Genomic DNA, 17,204 nt, shown 5'->3' on the forward strand with positions numbered 1-17,204 from the left:
GCTTGTATGCATCCTGCTATGTAGTCCGGTGAGATTGTCTTATACGCTTTAAAATAACTAAGTTAAAAATAGAGATCAGCGCTTTCGAGCAACGAGTGAGATGCTTTTCACGCCGTACTTCTGGCACGCGCTCTGTGCCTGTTCTGAGGTGAACTCATACTGCGAGTTATCCCGAACGTCGACGAGTTCGAAGCCAGGTGTTTCGATCATCGCCGTGTAGTCGTCGATCTGTTCGGCGCCACCGATACAGGCCGCCCAGAGGTCTGCGTTGGTTTTGATGCTCTCAGATAGCCGTTGTTCGCTGATGATATCCGAGAGTGCTACCCGACCGTCGGGCTTGAGCACGCGGCTCACCTCTTCGAAGACACGATCTTTCTCCGCCGAGAGGTTGATCACGCCGTTCGAGATCACCGCGTCGAACGATCCGTCCTCGAATGGAAGGTTCTCGATGTACCCATGGTGGAATTCGATGTTGTGGAAGCCGTTGTCCGCTGCGAGGTTGCGGGCCTTCTCGACTTGCTCATCGGTCATATCGATACCTGCCACTGTGCCAGTCTCAGTAACATGCATCCCAGCGACGAAGGTGTCCATTCCCGACCCGCTACCGAGGTCGAGCACTGCCTCGCCTGGCTCGAGTTCGGCCAGGTCAAAGTAATAGCCGACACCCGCGAACGAGTCGATTGCCGCGTCAGGAACGTATTCGAGCTCATCGGAGTCGTAGCCGAGGCGGTCGGCGAGGTCGCGCCCCATCTCGAAATGGAACTCTGCGTCGGCGGATTCTGCGACGTCCCGGTACATCGACTTGACTTCGCGTTCGAGTTTGTTCGTATCGAGTGATTTACTCATCAGTGGTCACCGGTTAGTCGTCGGCCGCAACCTCAGTGGGCGTGTTGATGGTCATCTCGACGTCCTGAGCGAGGGAGACGAACGTGTAGACGGGTGCTCGCCGTGCCCATTCGTCGATCAGGTCCTGATCGAGATCCTCGCCGTCGACCTCGACCTCAGCGGTTAGGTTCTCGAAGACCGAGTCGGCCTCTTTGAGTTCCTTGAGACTGAAGAGAACCGCTGGATCGAAATCAGTCCGGACGCGCGTCTGGAGGTGGTCGATATCCACGCCGTTCGCGGCGGCATTAATGGTAATGCCGACGTTGATGCAGGCGGCCAGCGCCGACAGCGCGGCTTCGATCGGCTCGAGTCGATCGAGCCCGCCGACCCACCCGCCAGCGTCCAGTACTTCCTTCCAGGCGCCGTAGGGAATCGTGTATTCGCGCGTTTCACGAGCGATCGTCTCGCCCCCGAGTTCGTAGCTATCGACTTTCGCCAGGCTGTGCGCAGCCGTCCCCTCGTAGGTCGCGGACGCCCCGAGACCAAACTGGACGGCCTCGGGATTCTCGGCTGCGTGTGCGGCGAACCCTTCGAGTGTTTCGAGGTTGATACCGTGCAATTGTTGTCGTTCGTCAGTCATTGGTTGTGTCTCCCCCCGGTCAGAGCACTGTTTGTGTCTCTTTCCGGTACGAGAAGTTACGAAGATGGGCGTATTGTAGCTATTTCGTGGAAATCCGGCAGTCCCTGTCGTTCGTGCAGCCACTGCAAAAGAGTCACCAGCTGCAATCCGGCGCGCATTGAGTCCGGTCACAGTACGTTAGCCACTACCCTCGATACCCTGCGAAAAGCGATAGAGGATACTAGGTCAGATTGTGGCGCAGGAACCCTCACTCGACGCTCTTCTGGGGTTCAACGTAGTGTGAACCAACCCTGTAAGTTTTGTAGACTGACTTCGCCCACTCGCGGACCGCCGGCGCGTCGGTGTCGATCAATGCGTGTACTGTTCCACTGTCCTGCTCGTAACAACTGATCGTAATGCATTCGTCGAGCAGTCCCACTCCGTATGGGGGGAGGTCGTCGTGCTCTAGAATCGTACAATTATCCCGTTGCATCATCTCCGAACTGCGATTTGGGTACGTTGTAAGAAAGAACGTGTGACACGCTGGCCGGTCGATCAACGTCACGTCTACACCCTCGTCAATCAGTTGGTGTAGTACGTCGAAACACGGATCCATCAACGCAACTTCCGGGCGAAGAAACCGTAGGGTGGTCGTCTCTCGAAGAAGCGACTCGAATCGCCCCACTGGACGATACGGAGCATTGGGTTCAGCGACGGTTATGGTCAGTTCCGACCACGTCTCGAACGGAAACTCGCCGATCTCGTCGGGGAGCCAGTGCCAGACATAACGCAACTTTCGCTCAGTTTCGACTCGTTCGATTAAGTCCTCCATCCCGGATGCGATAGCCTCACCCAGTCGCGTCGTTACGTACTGGTACCCGTCTTTGCGGATCCAGAGCCGGACGTCGAATTCGTCCAGCGTCCGGCGCATCGTGGAAGATGAAACTCCGGTCAACTCACAGAGTTCGGAACGGCTTCGAGGGCGCTCCGTCAGCGCAACGAGCGTCGGGACGCGATGTTCGGACCGCGCGAGATACGCTATGTCAACGACTGGCGAGTCCTCAGTATCGTGTTTCATGTTAACATCCACCAATTGTGGGGGGTACGCGAAGGAACCTAAAAACGATTGTGTCCTCCCGCGTGATGCTCGATAGCAAGTTCGCCGAGGTGTCTACTTGCTTTTGAAAAACGCAGTGAAGGTAAGGAACCACGACGTCACTCGCTCGTCAGCATCCTCAGTCACACCGGAGTTCGTCTACATCCCGGGGGAAAATTGTCTTCGGATAGTATCACAACTGGAGTCCACAGGCGGCTACCTGCCATCTGTCCTCGAGTAGCGGGATCTACTGACTAGGCGCTATCAATCTTGTAGCGACTCGACAAACTATCGATCTGTTGTCAGAATCGGCGTGTAAGATATCGAGTGTCTATGCAGCATGCAGAAAAACGTCAACACTTGTGTTGGATGCAGCACAGCAGTTCATCTATCACACCTTCTCTGAGAGGAACCAATCGGTAACACAGATTCGAATCTATCGACCGAAACAACAAACAGTAGTCACCGGACTCTAACGAGCGTACATGCATATCCGTCGCCTTCCTGCCGACGAGGCAACTGTCCGTCACTACATCGAAGACCTCTGGCTACCGTACAATCGTGAACTCGAGCAGCTCGTAGACGGCTTTTCCCTCGCTAATGACGTCGACATCGTGGATGAGGAACTTGAACATCGACTCAAGCGCCACGAAACGGAGGGCTACCGGGTATGGGTCGCCGTTGAGGGCGCTCACGCCGAGGATAACCTCGCCGAGACAAGCGGTGACTTCGTCGGGTTCATCACGACCGATATCGACGAGTCACCGACCGTCTTTGACCGCCCTCACCGACTCGTCATTTGCGACATCTACATCAAAGAGCCGTACCGTGGCACCACCCTAGCCCGCGAACTGATCGAACGTGCCAAAAGGCGTGCCCGTGCGAGTGGGTGCCCCGAGCTCACACTCGAAGTTGATGTCGAAAATGAGCGTGCCCGTGCGTTCTACGAAAAACTCGGCTTCGAGCCGTCTCGTCACACGATGGTCGCCACCGTCGCGGGGAACTAACACCCCTCCGGCGAGGTTCGTCCGTTCACGAGAGATACATCCTCTGTATCTTGCATGCTTCTCTTGACAGTGATTCGGTAGTTCGGTCGAGTCTTGCTGAATACAAGGCGCGAATGTCGCACGATATCTGGTTCGGTTTGCAAAGTTGGTGATCGCTCAGTAGAGGGCAAGCAGTTACCGAGGCAGCTATTGATTTGTCCGAAGCATGCCAAAAGTCTCGTGCTGGATACAGAGGATGTAGTCGGCACGGCGACATCATTTATTTCAGAACGCTCTCCCTGAACCAACAGCTCAGTGTGCACTTTGTATCTTGCACGTTTATCGAAACCTATCACTATGGGTAGTGTTTAAGTATAGTATAATAACCCAGACATGTTCCTGGCGTCCTCATTTCGGACACCGACGCAGAACCGTTTCGTATCAAGCGATTGCGTTCCATTGTATGGCCACACGTGAACTCAGCTTCGACTTCCACGTTGAATCTTGACGCCAGGTAGGAACTGTCCGGTCTGTCGATATACTCCAGCAAGGAGAATCAAAGCCGCAATAAGGGGGAGAAGTGAGCTAGCGAGGAAAACCGGCTGAAAGCCAATCATGTCCACCATCGGGAGGGATACGATAGGACCGATCCCGCCGCCGACGTCGCCCAGAATGTTATTCGTTCCGACTGCGCGACCCATTTGTGCGTCTGGAGTGAGATCACCGAGCAACGCCATTAAGGGTCCGCTCGTTCCACCTTGCCCAGCGCCGATACAAATACAGGCCAGCGTTAGCGTGGTGATCGAGTCTGCATACGCGAGGAGCACGAATCCGACGAAGGTCAGCCCAAGGAAGGTCACCAGCGTCGGAACCCGCGATTGTCGCAGATCACTCACGTAACCGCCAAGGAACATGAATACGCCTGCGACGATTACGGTAATCGCCATGAACACCCCGGAGGAGCCTTGTGCGTCAAACCCGAGGATACCGAGTTCATTCTCGGCCAGAAACAACACCAGTGTCGAGAACAGCACACCGAAATACACGAAGAGTACTGCGAAATTGATGAATCCGACAGTTACAGCTGGTACGCTTAAGTCTACGTCCCAAGGCTTCACCGATTCACGCGCCTCATTCTCGACGTGTGTCTCCGGAATCGTCGCATACGCGATGAAACTGGCGATAAATGCAAAAATCGTGGCAAGCAGGAACGCCGCAACTGTCCCCCAGACTTCGCTGACGATTCCACCGACGACCATCCCGGTCGGTGCCCCGAATAGGACACCGCCCCGGATGAGGCCCATACTGGTGCCCCGGGACCCGTCGTCGCTCACGTCGGAAGCGATGGTATACGCGGTCGCAAAGACCAAGGCGCTTCCTACGCCCCACAACAGGCGGGCAAGCATGAACCACGCTTCCGGTGCGGGTGCCACGACAGCAATAACGTACCCGAACGAGGCGCCCCCCTGAATGAACATCCCGATGACAAACGGAGTCCGAGTTCCGATTCGATCAACGAGAATGCCTGCCGGAGCATTGGCAAGCAGGCGTGAAAACCGGTTTGCGCTGAGGATGACGCCGACCAAAACCGGTGAGATGCCGAGGATAACGCCCAGATTCGGCAGAATTGGGAAGATGACGCCGCCACCGAAGCCGATGAAAAATGTGCTGAGGATGACAGCACCGATGACGAGATATTGGTCGTCATCACCTCCCAACGTTTGTCGGACTCTGCTCCGTATCGAACCAATCATTCGTTTGTTTTGACGAGAATGTCGTCGATGACGTACTCGTAGAGAGCGTCGCTAACTGCATCTGGATACGTTTCATCACCTATCGTGAGCCCGCGTGTCCGAGCGCCATCCATCGACGCAAGAACTAATTGAGCGACTGCTTCCGGTTCAGCATCCGCCCGAAACACGCCTTGGGTGATTCCATCATCAATGATTTCCGCGACAACGTCCCGTACAATTGTATCGCTTCGCGCGAGGTGGTCACGGAACCGGTCGTTAAACGGAGACTGTGCACGCAACTCAAGCAGTGCGAGGTGGAGTGCTTTCCGATCATCTGTGTTGGAGACGACAACAAACCGTTTGATGAATTCGTCGAGTTTCTCATCTGGTGGTCCTTCGATTGAGGCGATGTCTTGCTCAAACTCGGAGAGGAGGTAATCGATAAATGCAGTCAACAACTCCTCTTTTGAATCAAAATGGTAGTGAAGCAGCCCCTTTGATTTCTCGAACTCGTCGGAGATCTTCTGCATCGTTAACGACGCATACCCATGTTCGCACAGAGCCCGATACGTCGCCTCCATGATCTCTGCATGCGTCTCGGACTGTTCGTCGTTTTCCATCCTTACTGGCTAGCCAGTCAGTTTTGAAAAAAGTTCTGCTTCCCCCCGAGTGAACAAATCGAAAGATCTCGGCCAAATAGATGCATGACCTTGGAGAAGGAAACTGCTAGGGTATCCTGAACAATAACGATAACGTCGAAACCAAGCTGACCCAAAGGTCCAGGTCAGGAGATCGTTACGCAACTTGACCGCCCTCCCCAAGCAGTCACACTGCGATTAGTGAACTATCGCCACCTACATCCCTCCGTACCAGGGGGAATGGCCAATACAGATCCTGTACTGAACGATCCCTGTGCCCAGAATGGTAACCTGCCACTGTGCGAGATTCGCGCCCTATATTCAGCACAATACTACGAACCTCACTTGAACCTGATAGAACGCTTGCTGGTCACTAAGCAGTCGCATGTACCGTTGGTTTCGGACTGAACGTGTGAAATAAACAAAGCCACCATGCTGCATCCATCCTCTGGGCCTTGTTTGGACGGTCGAGTTCAGGAAGCGTGGCGCCTCTAAATCTAGTATCGGTGTGCTAGTAGCTCCAAGGAAATACCAAATTACTAGGAAGTGAAGCGGGACGAGTTGGGTGTGCAAACCAAGACCGCCCGCTTCACGAAAACCGTTGTGTCGCTTGCTCAAAAAGCCGTCGCTGGAGATCCCGAACCGGCCTATCGACCGGGCAAGGACGGATACGCTGATTGGGTAATTCTCGCCATTCAGGGGCTAAAAGAGTATCTCGGACATCCCTACAGGAAGCTGCTAGATGTCCTCAAAGAGATGCCACAAGTTGCGAAAATGCTTGAGCTGACGGCTGAGACGTTGCCACACTTCTCGACGGTTTGTACACGAAAACAAGAAATCCCGATGAAGCGGTGGCGAGCAATTCTTGATTCTTCGGTTGACTTGTACGAACTCGGTGATGTCCAGGCAATCGACGCAACTGGCGTCGATCGCATCCAAGTCAGTCAGCACTACGCCAAACGGACAGATTACACGTTCGAGGCGGTGAAGACGACGCTGCTCATCGATTGTGAAACCAGTGCGATTCTCGATATACACTGTTCGATGAAACAACCGCACGACACACAGGTCGGTTGGCAGGTTCTAGTACGGAATCTCGACGAGTTGACGACTGTCGCTGCCGATAAGGGCTACGACTGGGAGGAGCTTCGCACGAGATTGCGTGCGGAAAGTATCACACCGCTGATTCCGCAGCGAGATCCTGGAATGCGGGGGTGGGCGAGAAATTTGCTCATCAAGGATCGGGCGTATCACCAGCGCTCGAACGCTGAATCGGTGTTTTTCGGGCTCCGACGCAGATACGGCGATACGCTTTGGTCGAGAACCTGGTTCGGGCAATTCCGTGAACTTGTCATGAAATCCGCCGTCCGCAACATCGAACGCGCCATCGAGGACTCACACCCGTGAAATCACGCGTCTAAACAAGGCCCATCCTCTGTATTCAGCACCTCTCTCGTGACGATTTCGAGAAAGAACGTTCAACTACTGCTGCATACAGGGCACGAATGTTGCATGAGTTCTGGCTCGATTTGCGTGGGCGGTGATCGGCTAACACAGAGGGGGTGGATTCATCATAACGGGATATTCTGTCTTCCGAAATCAGCTCTGAACGCTCTCCCTCTTCCCGGGATGGCCCTTCTGCGTTCGCGAGAACGGCCTCAGTTCTCGAGTGTTACTCGGCTGCTGTCTTGGGTGATGACTCCGGCCGTGTCTCAACTTCGAGTTCTTCGAGGTCGCCCTCGGCGGTGGCCCGCTCGATTTTCGCGATTTCCTCCGCGTAGTGCAGGAAGGTATCGACGGAGGCCACGACGACTCGAGCCTCGACGGTGATGAGCTCGATTCCGACAACGGAGATGCGTGCCCAAACATCAATAACGACGCCTTTGTCAAGAATGCGATCAAGCACTTCTGCGAGACTCGAGGAGTCTGGTCGACGTTGTGGTGATGCCATTGTGATCGCCATCGAAGAGTAGAGTATGGATTCGGTTTACCGTTCTGTCTGCGGTAGCAAGCAAAATCTGAAAACGGTAGCGAAGACTCTCTTACGGACCGAAACGTCCATTTGAGGCCAATAGAATACGTCTCGCCCCCTGATTTTGATTAGGGACAGGGTGGGACGACGACTGGCTGTCGAATATGACAGAGATAGTTGATAGAAGTAACAGCGGTAGGTTCGTAGGTTTTCTTTTGGGTAGTTCAGAACCACTCCTATGAAACAAAGTTGGTCGCCGTGCTGCACTCATCCTCTGAGTCGGTCACGTCGTATCTGACAAAAATCGGATAAACGACCACGGCACGGGTGACCCATGGAACGCTCGCTGCTTTCTTTAAAACGGCGGCGTGAAGCCGAACAGACCTAAACGAGCAAGTCCATACCCCCATTCAGTCAACCGCTGGATCATCGATATCTCTTTCGTGGACCCATACCGTCGAAATTCGGGCCCCCTCGATGCCCGTTACCTCAACGACATGACCGGCGATCTCGACGCGGTCGCCAGGTTCTGGTGCGCGGTTGAGTTGTTCGAGCACCAGTCCACCGATCGTTTCGACCTCCTCGCTTTCGAAGTCCCCAGCGAGGATATCATTCACTTTCGACAATTGGACTCCGCCATCAATCTCGTACCCCCCATCGTCGCGCCGCCGTATCGACGGTTCGCGCTTATCGAGATCAAACCCGTCTCGAAGGTCTCCGACGAGGGCCTCAACGATGTCTTCAACCGTTGCAATCCCCTCGAACGCTCCCCACTCGTCGATAACTGCGGCCATCTGCCGTCGATCCTCCCTGAATTGTATCAGGAGATCGCTAATTGCCATCGTCTCCGGGATGATGCGAATCTCGCGGACGATGTCACCAACTCTCTCGGCATCCCCACCGGTCACCTCTGCTCGCAGCACGTCCTTGACATCGACGAATCCAACCACTTGATCACCGTCGTTGGCATCGAGAACCGGATAGCGCGTGTGTCCGGCCTCTAAGACGATCGAATGCAGTTCGGATAGTGTGGCATCCGCCGGAACGCTCACCACGTCCGGTCGTGGGACCATGACCTCCCGCACCACGGTATCGTCAAGGTCGAAGACGCGCTCGATCATCGTCACTTCTGCCACGTCAATGCCCCCTCCCTCGCCGGATTGTGTTAGTACCCGAAGGAGTTCCCGCTCACCGAGTGTCTCATCGGTTTCGGAAGCAGGCGGCACACCGAGCGACCGCGTGAACGCGTTGGCCGCCCCGTTGAAGACGACAATGCCCGGATAGAGTAGGTAATAGAATGCCTTCATTGGCGGGGCGAGGAACAGCGAGAGTCGCTCGGTCTGGGCGATTGCGAGCGTCTTCGGGGCGAGTTCACCGAAAACGACGTGGAGAAACGTGATGATACTAAAGCCGATTGCGAACGCAACGAGATGGATGAGAGTCGCCGGAAGAATCGATTCCAGGATGGGCTCGATGAGCGCCGCCACTGCGGGTTCGCCGACCCATCCCAATCCGAGCGAGGCGATGGTGATGCCGAGTTGTGTCGTGGCGAGGTAGTTGTCGAGATTCGTCATCACCTCCTGGAGCGTCCCCGAGCCGGGCCGCCCCTCCTCGACGAGCTGGTCGACCGATGTCCCCCGAATTCGGACGAAAGCGAACTCTGCAGCGACAAAAAAGCCGTTTAAGACCACGAGAATCAGCGCTAAGACGAGTTGTGCCGCCGAGAGCGCAACGTCTACCATCGATACTCCCAGAAAGTACTGCCGTTCGATTGTGGTGTGTCCATAGCTATACATCTCGCCCCAATTACTAAAATCCACTAAGTGATTCGCAGGTGATCGACTGATATCAACGGATTTATCGGTCTGTCTCTTTCCAGTCGTCCGGGTCCCCTTCACGGAATTCACCCTTGGCATGTCGCTCGTGAGGCCAGAAGGTGACGCCCAGCAGTACGACGTAGAACACGCCCACAACGGCAACCACAGCAATCCCGGGGATACGGGCGATTCCAGCGGTTGTCAGCCAGTCTTGGCGCGGCGCGAACGCTGTAATCCTGAAGACCCACGCGACCAATAGGACACCGAGCAGAGCAAGGTACACACGCCGGAGCCGGTTTGCGAGTGCTTCGTAGAACGAGACTTTCAGCGTCGGCCTGCGATAGTCCCTGCTCAGTTCCGCTCGCCAGTCGTGGCTTTCAGTGCCTTGGGACGGATCGAGGGCGTTTGCAAACAGGTTTTCCTGGATGATTCGAGTGCGAGAGCGAAAGACGTCGTAGTCCCGGTACCGCCGTGCTTCGATGCCCAGAAAGACGGTGACGACAACGATCCCTATCAGCACGATATAGTGTGGGTTATCGGTACTCGAAAACGCCCACGTCAAGATGGCTGCCATCAGCGTCACCGCCCACGTCGTCGTCTCGTCGAGGCGCTGGCGCCACGTCCCCACTCGGTCGATCTCTCCGCGGTAGGCGTGGGCCATCACCGAACCGAGTCCCGTGCTGTCGTCAACCATTTCGCGGCCGATCTCCCGTTGGTCTGGTGCTGTTGGGTCGAACTCGTCGCTATTCGAATCGGTCATAGAGGAGAGACAACTCCTCGTTCCATAAGCAGCTATGGTGACTGCATAATCTGAGTGTCATGTACTGGAGAACATCGAACAATACGCAGTCGAATTGATCAAAAGAAATGAGGTGTGTATTGCTCAAAAACACTGGAGCAGATCGCCGTCTTCAACCGGGTCGGGAAGTTCCTCTGAATCGCCGGGGATGTTTTCGAGATTGTGGTAGTACTCAACCTCTGCGCGTACAACTCCGGTTTCGTCGATCCCATAGATTGCACCTTCACCGAAGGCATCGTAATAGCCGCCAGTACCAGACCCGGACTCTCTCCGAAACGCAAAGCCGAACGCAATATAGATGGCAGTAATCTCGTCGTCTCTGTCGATGGTCGCAGTGTCGTGAGAAGTGAACGAAAACTCCACGACATGTTCTCCCCCATGCTCCAATACGGCCCAGTTCTGCGTGTAGGCCAGTTCGTACTCGGAGATATACGACTGGAGCGTTCTCGCATCAAAGTCCGATGGTGGCTCCGGGTACGACTCGATGCCAGCACTGTAAAATTCGGTAGTTTCGCCGTCTTCACCTTCTACCTCGAACGTCTCACATACATCTCCGGTAGGTTCCGGACGGTCAGCGTTCGCACAGTTACGACGACCGGCGATCGAGTCCGGATCGGGAAACGGCCCGTTGGTGCTGTCATCTGCCCACTCCGCTTTCGACGTACAGCCCGAGACAGCGTTCTCATTCGAGGCATTTTCGTCGTCCAAATCCGTGGAATTTTCATCCTGTGGGTCGAGGTTGGCGATGCAACCACCCGTCCCGAGGAGGACACTCACAGCACTCGCAGCGAGAAGTTCCCGTCGATTCATACTGCAATGACTGTCAGTACGCTAAGGTGTCTTAAATAGATACTCCAACCTCAAGGAGCGATTTGAGCTACGGTCATTCAAATCTTCTCTGGCCTGTACTGACCAACCATCACCTTCGCAAGTCGGGTCAGATCTCGTGCCACATTCGCGCCTTGGGCCTTGTTTAGACGCGTGAAATCAGCCGAGTTAGGTCGTGAGCGATTGTTCGATGTTTCTGACGGCAGCCTTTAGGACGAGTTCTCGGAACTGCCCAAACCACGTTCTTGCCTTAAGTGTTGAACCGAAACGCTTGCGCAACGCAAAAAATATCGATTCTGCGATAGACCGTTGATGGTAGGTTTTATCATCAATCCGAGCATTGTGTGCGGCGTCGAGCGAATAGAACTCACGATGCTTGATTACCGGTCTAATACCCTCACTTCGCAGCATCTGCCGAAGTTTATCCCAATCAAACCCTTTGTCAGCGACGACAGTTTCCACGGTACTGAGATTTCTTTTCAGGACTTGCCACGCAATTTGCGTGTCATGTGGTAGGTTCATCGAGCAGTGTATGTCGAGAATAGCTCGCGTAGAGCAGTCTACGAGAATAGTGGTTTTGACCGACTCAAACGTCCCTTTGACGCGTTTTGCGTAGTTATGACTCGACGAGCGATGAGCGATGCTAGTCGAGTCGATCGCCTGGACCTCTCCGGTATCGAATAGTTCCGCCGACAGCTGCAACAACATCCGCCAGACTGGCATCTTGAGCTCTTGTTTTCGAGCACAAACAGTCGTGAAGTCCGGCAGCTCATCCGGTAAAAGGCCGAGTTTGGCGACGATATCGGGCATTTCCCGGAGTACATCGAGCAACTGTCGATAGGAGTGATCGAGGTATTCACGAAGGCCGTGAATCGCCACGATCACCCAATCAGCGTAGCCATCTTTTCCTTTGCTGAGGGGTTCTTTCTGATCACTTCCGACAGCTTTTTGAGATAATTCGACGCATCGTTCGGTGAAGCGGGCCAGTCTGGAGTGCACATCCGACCGTGCTCGCTTCATTTCCTAGAAATCCCGACATAGAGGCAATATTACTAGCGCCTAAACACGGCCCGCGCCTTGTATTCAGCAAGACTCGACCGAACTACCGAATCACTGTCAAGAGAAGCATGCAAGATACAGAGGATGTATCTCTCGTGAACGGACGAACCTCGCCGGAGGGGTGTTAGTTCCCCGCGACGGTGACGTCCACGCCGTCGAAGTGGACACGAACTAGTTCGAGTGCACGCGGACGCTGGTCGTCAATATCCACTTCGAATTTTCTGTTCAGCCCTCAACTCAATCATAGGGCCAGAATTTTTCTGTGGGCCAAGAGACTTTCTGGCCCACAAATCGGACCCCTCCTGTTAATGTGTCCCATTGTGGTATAATGACTGCTACATGACCATTGAGGTTGTCGAGACGGATAAGCCAGAAGAATGGGATTCATACGTCAAACAAGCATCTCATGCAACGCCTTTTCACCAGTACGCTGTTCTTGACCTGCTTGCTGATCACACTGGTACTGACCTTCATCTACTGACCGGTTACAAGGGGGAAGAACCCGTTGAGGTGCTTCCGCTCTTCGAGATGAAGCGAGGGCCATTTAGCAAGATACACTCTCCACCCAACGCAGCAGAAATCGCGCATCTCGGTCCGGTACGATTACACTCAAATGGTGTGAAACAACGGAAAGTCGAGAAAGACCATCGACGATTCGTTAATGCCTGTTGGGAGTGGATCGAAACCGCGATTGAACCCGATTTTGTTTCGTTGTGGAGCAGCGATCGGTACACCGACGTCCGACCCTACCTTTGGAATGACTTCGAGGTCTCACCCAGATACATCTACATCATCGAACTTGGCAGCGGTGTCGAAGCACTATTCAACGAACTGACCAAGGAGACTCGGCGACGAATACGGAATACCGATGAGCAAGCCTACGAGATCATTGAAGGTGGTCTCGACACTACTCAACTGCTCGTTCGACAGCTTCAGGATCGCCATGAAGAACAGGGAATGAGCTACGGCCTCACCCCCGAGTTGATAGCGGAATTCCACGCTCGACTTCCTGATGAGCAACTGCATCCCTACTGTCTCTGTATTGATGAGGAGATGGTGAGTGGATTACTGGCATTGGAGTTCGGCGACACGATGCACGTCTGGATCGGCGGCGTGAAAACGGATACCGACCTTCCAGTGAATGAACTCCTCTACTGGCACGTCATCGAACAGGCTGCCTCGAAAGGCCTTGATCGAGTAGACCTAACGACGGCAATGATTCCCAGTCTGGCAGACTACAAATCCAAGTTCGGCCCTGAGCCCCGAGTGATGTTCGAATTGCGATGGGAGTCGCAGATCTGGCAGGCGACCAAGTTTGGATATCAGCACCTTCCGAAACGGGGCCACAAACTCATTCAATCGTTGCTGTCATAGTACCCCAAAGGCAGCGGTTCACGGGCCGTAGACGACCGCTGCCGGTGTTTCGAGCTCCATCCTGTCGGCCGCCTACGCCCTCAAGCCGCATTTGATGGTTCGCCTTGAGAACGAGATCGTCGCCGTCGGTCACCTTAGGGCACAACGTCGAGACAGGAGGTACCGAGGCGCGTGGTAGCGTCGAGTCCCCAAACCTGGACTTGGGCGCTTGACGATATCAAAAAATCAGCTCATAGGGCGCCGATATGATAATTCGCCCTCCAATCCTAACGAATGACGGTTGTTCGACCTGAAGTACCACGTAGCGGAAGGGGTGGGATTCGAACGCCACGAGGCCAACTGGCCCCCGCGATGACAGTGTGCACCACGGTGCTCTTCCACTGAGCAACCCTTCCGCAAGAAGACCATCGGCGAGATTCTTGTTTGTAATTGGCTATCTATTGGTATAGTAGCCAGTCACTATCTCCTGCCTACTCTGGTTCCTGAAGAGTCAGACGTCAATTACGATGGGGGCAATTCCAGCCCTTCATGGTTGCGTGTTGACTCGATCGACAGTACAGTCTCCGCAATAGCGGACCGAAACGATAACTGCGGCGTCTACAAACGAGATTCAGCGACCAGTTGCCAAACTATTTGTCTCTGCTCTTTCTTTATATACTGATGATAAAATGGTTGCAATTCAAATAGATTCTCTCACACGACGGTTCGGCGACGTTACGGCCGTGGATGGGCTCGACCTTGAGGTCAGGCGAGGTGAAGTGTACGGCTTCCTCGGCCCGAACGGCGCGGGGAAGTCGACGACGATCAACATGCTCCTCGGATTCACACCGCCGACATCCGGAACCGCAACAGTTCTCGGTCACGACATCGTCGACGACTCGCTCGCCATCAGACAGGCGACCGGCGTCCTTCCGGAAGATTTCGGCATGTACGACCGGTTGACCGCGCGAAAGCACGTCCAGTTCGCCATCGATACGAAAGGCGCAACTAACGATCCCGATGCACTGCTCGAGCGAGTCGGACTGCAGGAGGCCGCTGATCGGAAAGCGGGCGGCTTTTCGACGGGGATGAAACAGCGCGTCGCCCTCGCGATGGCACTCGTCGGTGAGCCCGAACTCCTCATCCTCGACGAGCCCTCGTCGGGACTCGACCCGAACGGCGCCCGCGAGATGCGCCAGATCATCCTCGAGGAGGTCGACCGCGGGGCGACGGTGTTCTTCTCGAGTCACATCATGGAACAGGTGGAAGCGATCTGTGATCGGGTCGGGATCATGCGTGACGGCCAGCTCGTCGCCGAGGACACGATCGATTCGCTGAAAGATCAGTTCGACGCCGAATCACGGCTCGTCCTCACCGTCGATGCGGTGCCGGACGGAACCCTCTCCTCTCTCCGATCCATGGCGAGCGTCTCGGACGCACAGGTCTCGGGACACGACATCGTCGTCAGCCTGCGAGATTCGGACCAGAAGGCGGCCATCATCAACGCCGTCGAGGAACGAGGTGTGAAGATCACCGACATCACCTCGAAGGAGCCGTCGCTCGAGGAACTGTTCGCCGCACTCACGACGTCGGATTCCGGGCGACTCGAGAACACCAATTCGGCGGAGGTCAACGCATGAGCTGGATGCATATCGCCAGCAAGGACTTCGCCGACGCCGGTCGGTCGATGATGTTGTGGGCACTCACCGTCCTATTAGTCTTACTCGTCGCCGGTGTATCAGCAATCCCGTATCTGCTTGCTGATGGAACGACGCCGACGTTCGAGCAGGCGCTCAACTTCCTGTTTACACCGATCGGCTTACTCGTCCCGATCATCGGATTGGTCGTCGGCTACCAGGCGATCGTGAGCGAACGAGAATCGGGGAGCATTCGCTTCCTCCTGGGTCTCCCAAATACACGCCGTGATGTGGTTCTTGGGAAGGTCGTCGGCCGCGCGGGCGTCGTCGCCGTCCCGACCCTGATCGGCTTTCTCGTCGGTGCAGTCGTGATCGGCGCGCTGTACGACGGTTTCATCGTTACGGACTATCTCGGCCTCCTGGTCTTCTCACTGATTATGGGTCTCGTCTACGTTTCGGTGGCCGTGGCTATCTCAGCCAGCGTCAGTTCTCGGGCGAAAGCACTGGCGGGGGTTTTGGGCTTTTTCGTCCTCTTTGACTTCCTGTGGGAGTTCGTCCCGATGGCCATGTACTGGGCGGTCGAGGGGAACTTACCCGGCTTCGACGGATTGCCCGCCTGGTATCTGTTCGTTCTCCGACTGAGCCCGGGGCAGGCATTGAGTGCCCTCGCGCTGACCCTCATTGAGTTCGCGGGAGCGGGGGACCTCGATCTCACCGCTGCCGGCCGTGTCGCCGGCGAAGTCCCGTTCTACCTTGAAAACTGGTTTGCGTGGATAATCGTGGTCCTCTGGATTACCGTCCCGGTCAGTCTCGGGTATCTTCGCTTCAAAAACGCAATCCTGAGTTGATCGTCGAGTCGCGAAAACCGCGAATCGTCTCACCTGCTTTCTACTCGTTTCACGGATCGACCCGTGACGTCTCGAGAACGTCTCGTGAGCGGGCGACGTCGACGCTTAATGGAGAGTGGTACGCCTGAAACGCGCATATCCTACGCACAGTGGGATGATGATCCACGCCATGAGCACGACGACGCCGACCCTATTTTGCAGGTAGAACGCATCGGATTCCGGAAATAGGACGAATTCGTTAAATTCGGGAATAGCCCACCTCGTCGCGTATCCGAACGCCGTCGACGGGTTGAGGATGGCGACGAACTGGATCCACTCGGGCAGTCCACTCTCGGGGAGTTCCTGTCCGACGAATAGGAACTGCAGGAAGACCAGAAAGACGTCCCAGAACAGCAGGAACAGCATGTAGAGACACGCTGCAGCGATGAGCGCGATCTGTCTGGACTTCATGAACGCCGAGAGTCCGATGCCAACCGCGACGTACACTGACCCGTATACCAGCGTCAAGAGTGTGTAGCGCAAGAAAATGTCGAGTGAGAACGCATCGAGGGTCACTAGCGAAATACCGGCGACGAGGACATACGCCAGTAGAACGGAGGCCGAAAGGACAGTCGTTCGTCCAACGAATTTGCCGATCACCACGTCGAGTCGGGTGTTCGGCAGACTGAGCACGAACTTGATGCTTCCGCGCTCGCGCTCACCGGTGATCGCGTTGTACCCGAGCCCGAGCCCGATCAACGGGACGAAAAACACCGCCGATTGTTGCATACTGTTCATCAGCACCAGCGTGCTGCTCGGCAAGTGGCTATCCTGGTGGATGTTCGGGATGTGCTGGATACCGGCGAGAAACGTGGCCCAGAGGACGAACGACGCGGCCACCAGTACCAGCGTTCCCGATCGGACGGTGTCAAGAAATTCTTTCCTGGATATTACGAATACGTTCAAGCGGGATCACTCACTCGTTAGGTGTCTGTCTGGTAGGCACAAAGATACT

The 17,204-nt window shown here is 55.2% G+C and carries 16 protein-coding genes and 1 tRNA gene; 5 read left to right on the forward strand and 12 right to left on the reverse strand.

Going from position 1 to position 17,204, the window contains the following annotated elements:
- Nucleotides 1-75: 75 nt before the first annotated feature.
- The 3 genes from NGM29_RS06235 to NGM29_RS06245 form a co-directional block, all read right to left on the reverse strand.
- On the reverse strand, nt 76-846 hold the full coding sequence (locus tag NGM29_RS06235; protein ID WP_254159575.1) for a methyltransferase domain-containing protein: 771 nt from the start codon (nt 844-846) through the stop codon (nt 76-78).
- Nucleotides 847-859: 13 nt separating this feature from the next.
- On the reverse strand, nt 860-1,465 hold the full coding sequence (locus NGM29_RS06240; RefSeq protein ID WP_254159576.1) for an OsmC family protein: 606 nt from the start codon (nt 1,463-1,465) through the stop codon (nt 860-862).
- Between the two features lie 247 nt (nt 1,466-1,712).
- The gene (locus tag NGM29_RS06245; RefSeq protein ID WP_254159577.1) at nt 1,713-2,522 is read right to left on the reverse strand and encodes a helix-turn-helix transcriptional regulator; all 810 of its coding nucleotides are present in this window, start codon (nt 2,520-2,522) and stop codon (nt 1,713-1,715) included.
- Nucleotides 2,523-3,025: 503 nt separating this feature from the next.
- Between NGM29_RS06245 and NGM29_RS06250 the strand changes: the two genes are divergently transcribed.
- Nucleotides 3,026-3,547: a GNAT family N-acetyltransferase gene (locus tag NGM29_RS06250; RefSeq protein WP_254159578.1), complete on the forward strand. Its 522-nt coding sequence runs from the start codon at nt 3,026-3,028 to the stop codon at nt 3,545-3,547.
- Nucleotides 3,548-4,005: 458 nt separating this feature from the next.
- Here NGM29_RS06250 and NGM29_RS06255 read toward each other — a convergent pair whose 3' ends face one another.
- Both NGM29_RS06255 and NGM29_RS06260 read right to left on the reverse strand, forming a co-directional pair.
- Nucleotides 4,006-5,280 (reverse strand): MFS transporter, encoded by a 1,275-nt coding sequence (locus NGM29_RS06255; RefSeq protein WP_425499237.1) that lies wholly within the window; start codon nt 5,278-5,280, stop codon nt 4,006-4,008.
- Nucleotides 5,277-5,879: a TetR/AcrR family transcriptional regulator gene (locus NGM29_RS06260; protein ID WP_254159580.1), complete on the reverse strand. Its 603-nt coding sequence runs from the start codon at nt 5,877-5,879 to the stop codon at nt 5,277-5,279. The genes NGM29_RS06255 and NGM29_RS06260 overlap by 4 nt, the downstream gene beginning before the upstream one ends.
- 564 nt (nt 5,880-6,443) lie before the next feature.
- Between NGM29_RS06260 and NGM29_RS06265 the strand changes: the two genes are divergently transcribed.
- Complete coding sequence (locus NGM29_RS06265; RefSeq protein ID WP_425499238.1) at nt 6,444-7,304, forward strand: IS5 family transposase; 861 nt, start codon at nt 6,444-6,446, stop codon at nt 7,302-7,304.
- A 265-nt stretch (nt 7,305-7,569) separates the two neighbouring features.
- On the opposite strand, the gene gvpA is transcribed toward NGM29_RS06265, so the two are convergent.
- The 5 genes from gvpA to NGM29_RS06290 all read right to left on the reverse strand — a co-directional run bounded on the left by gvpA (nt 7,570) and on the right by NGM29_RS06290 (nt 12,312).
- Entirely contained in the window at nt 7,570-7,848 is a 279-nt protein-coding gene (gvpA, locus tag NGM29_RS06270; RefSeq protein WP_254160480.1) for a gas vesicle protein GvpA, read from the reverse strand.
- Between the two features lie 431 nt (nt 7,849-8,279).
- Nucleotides 8,280-9,611 (reverse strand): hemolysin family protein, encoded by a 1,332-nt coding sequence (locus NGM29_RS06275; RefSeq protein ID WP_254160482.1) that lies wholly within the window; start codon nt 9,609-9,611, stop codon nt 8,280-8,282.
- A 115-nt stretch (nt 9,612-9,726) separates the two neighbouring features.
- A complete protein-coding gene (locus NGM29_RS06280; RefSeq protein ID WP_254159582.1) occupies nt 9,727-10,446 on the reverse strand; it encodes a DUF2270 domain-containing protein in 720 nt (239 codons plus the stop codon).
- A gap of 123 nt (nt 10,447-10,569) precedes the next feature.
- Entirely contained in the window at nt 10,570-11,295 is a 726-nt protein-coding gene (locus tag NGM29_RS06285; RefSeq protein WP_254159583.1) for a hypothetical protein, read from the reverse strand.
- A gap of 186 nt (nt 11,296-11,481) precedes the next feature.
- Nucleotides 11,482-12,312, reverse strand: a complete 831-nt coding sequence (locus NGM29_RS06290; RefSeq protein ID WP_254160484.1) for an IS5 family transposase — start codon at nt 12,310-12,312, stop codon at nt 11,482-11,484.
- Nucleotides 12,313-12,711: 399 nt separating this feature from the next.
- Between NGM29_RS06290 and NGM29_RS06295 the strand changes: the two genes are divergently transcribed.
- Nucleotides 12,712-13,746 carry a GNAT family N-acetyltransferase gene (locus NGM29_RS06295; RefSeq protein WP_254159584.1) on the forward strand — a complete coding sequence of 345 codons (1,035 nt, stop codon included), beginning with the start codon at nt 12,712-12,714 and terminating at the stop codon, nt 13,744-13,746.
- Between the two features lie 305 nt (nt 13,747-14,051).
- Here NGM29_RS06295 and NGM29_RS06300 read toward each other — a convergent pair.
- A tRNA-OTHER gene (locus NGM29_RS06300) sits at nt 14,052-14,141 on the reverse strand.
- Between the two features lie 273 nt (nt 14,142-14,414).
- Here NGM29_RS06300 and NGM29_RS06305 point away from each other — a divergent pair.
- On the forward strand, nt 14,415-15,365 hold the full coding sequence (locus tag NGM29_RS06305) for an ABC transporter ATP-binding protein (protein ID WP_254159585.1): 951 nt from the start codon (nt 14,415-14,417) through the stop codon (nt 15,363-15,365).
- Nucleotides 15,362-16,210, forward strand: a complete 849-nt coding sequence (locus tag NGM29_RS06310; protein ID WP_254159586.1) for an ABC transporter permease subunit — start codon at nt 15,362-15,364, stop codon at nt 16,208-16,210. The genes NGM29_RS06305 and NGM29_RS06310 overlap by 4 nt, the downstream gene beginning before the upstream one ends.
- A 105-nt stretch (nt 16,211-16,315) precedes the next feature.
- On the opposite strand, the gene NGM29_RS06315 is transcribed toward NGM29_RS06310, so the two are convergent.
- On the reverse strand, nt 16,316-17,155 hold the full coding sequence (locus tag NGM29_RS06315) for an ABC transporter permease subunit (protein WP_256548188.1): 840 nt from the start codon (nt 17,153-17,155) through the stop codon (nt 16,316-16,318).
- Between the last annotated feature and the right edge of the window lie 49 nt (nt 17,156-17,204).

This window comes from Natronosalvus rutilus, from assembly GCF_024204665.1.
GTDB lineage: Archaea > Halobacteriota > Halobacteria > Halobacteriales > Natrialbaceae > Natronosalvus > Natronosalvus rutilus.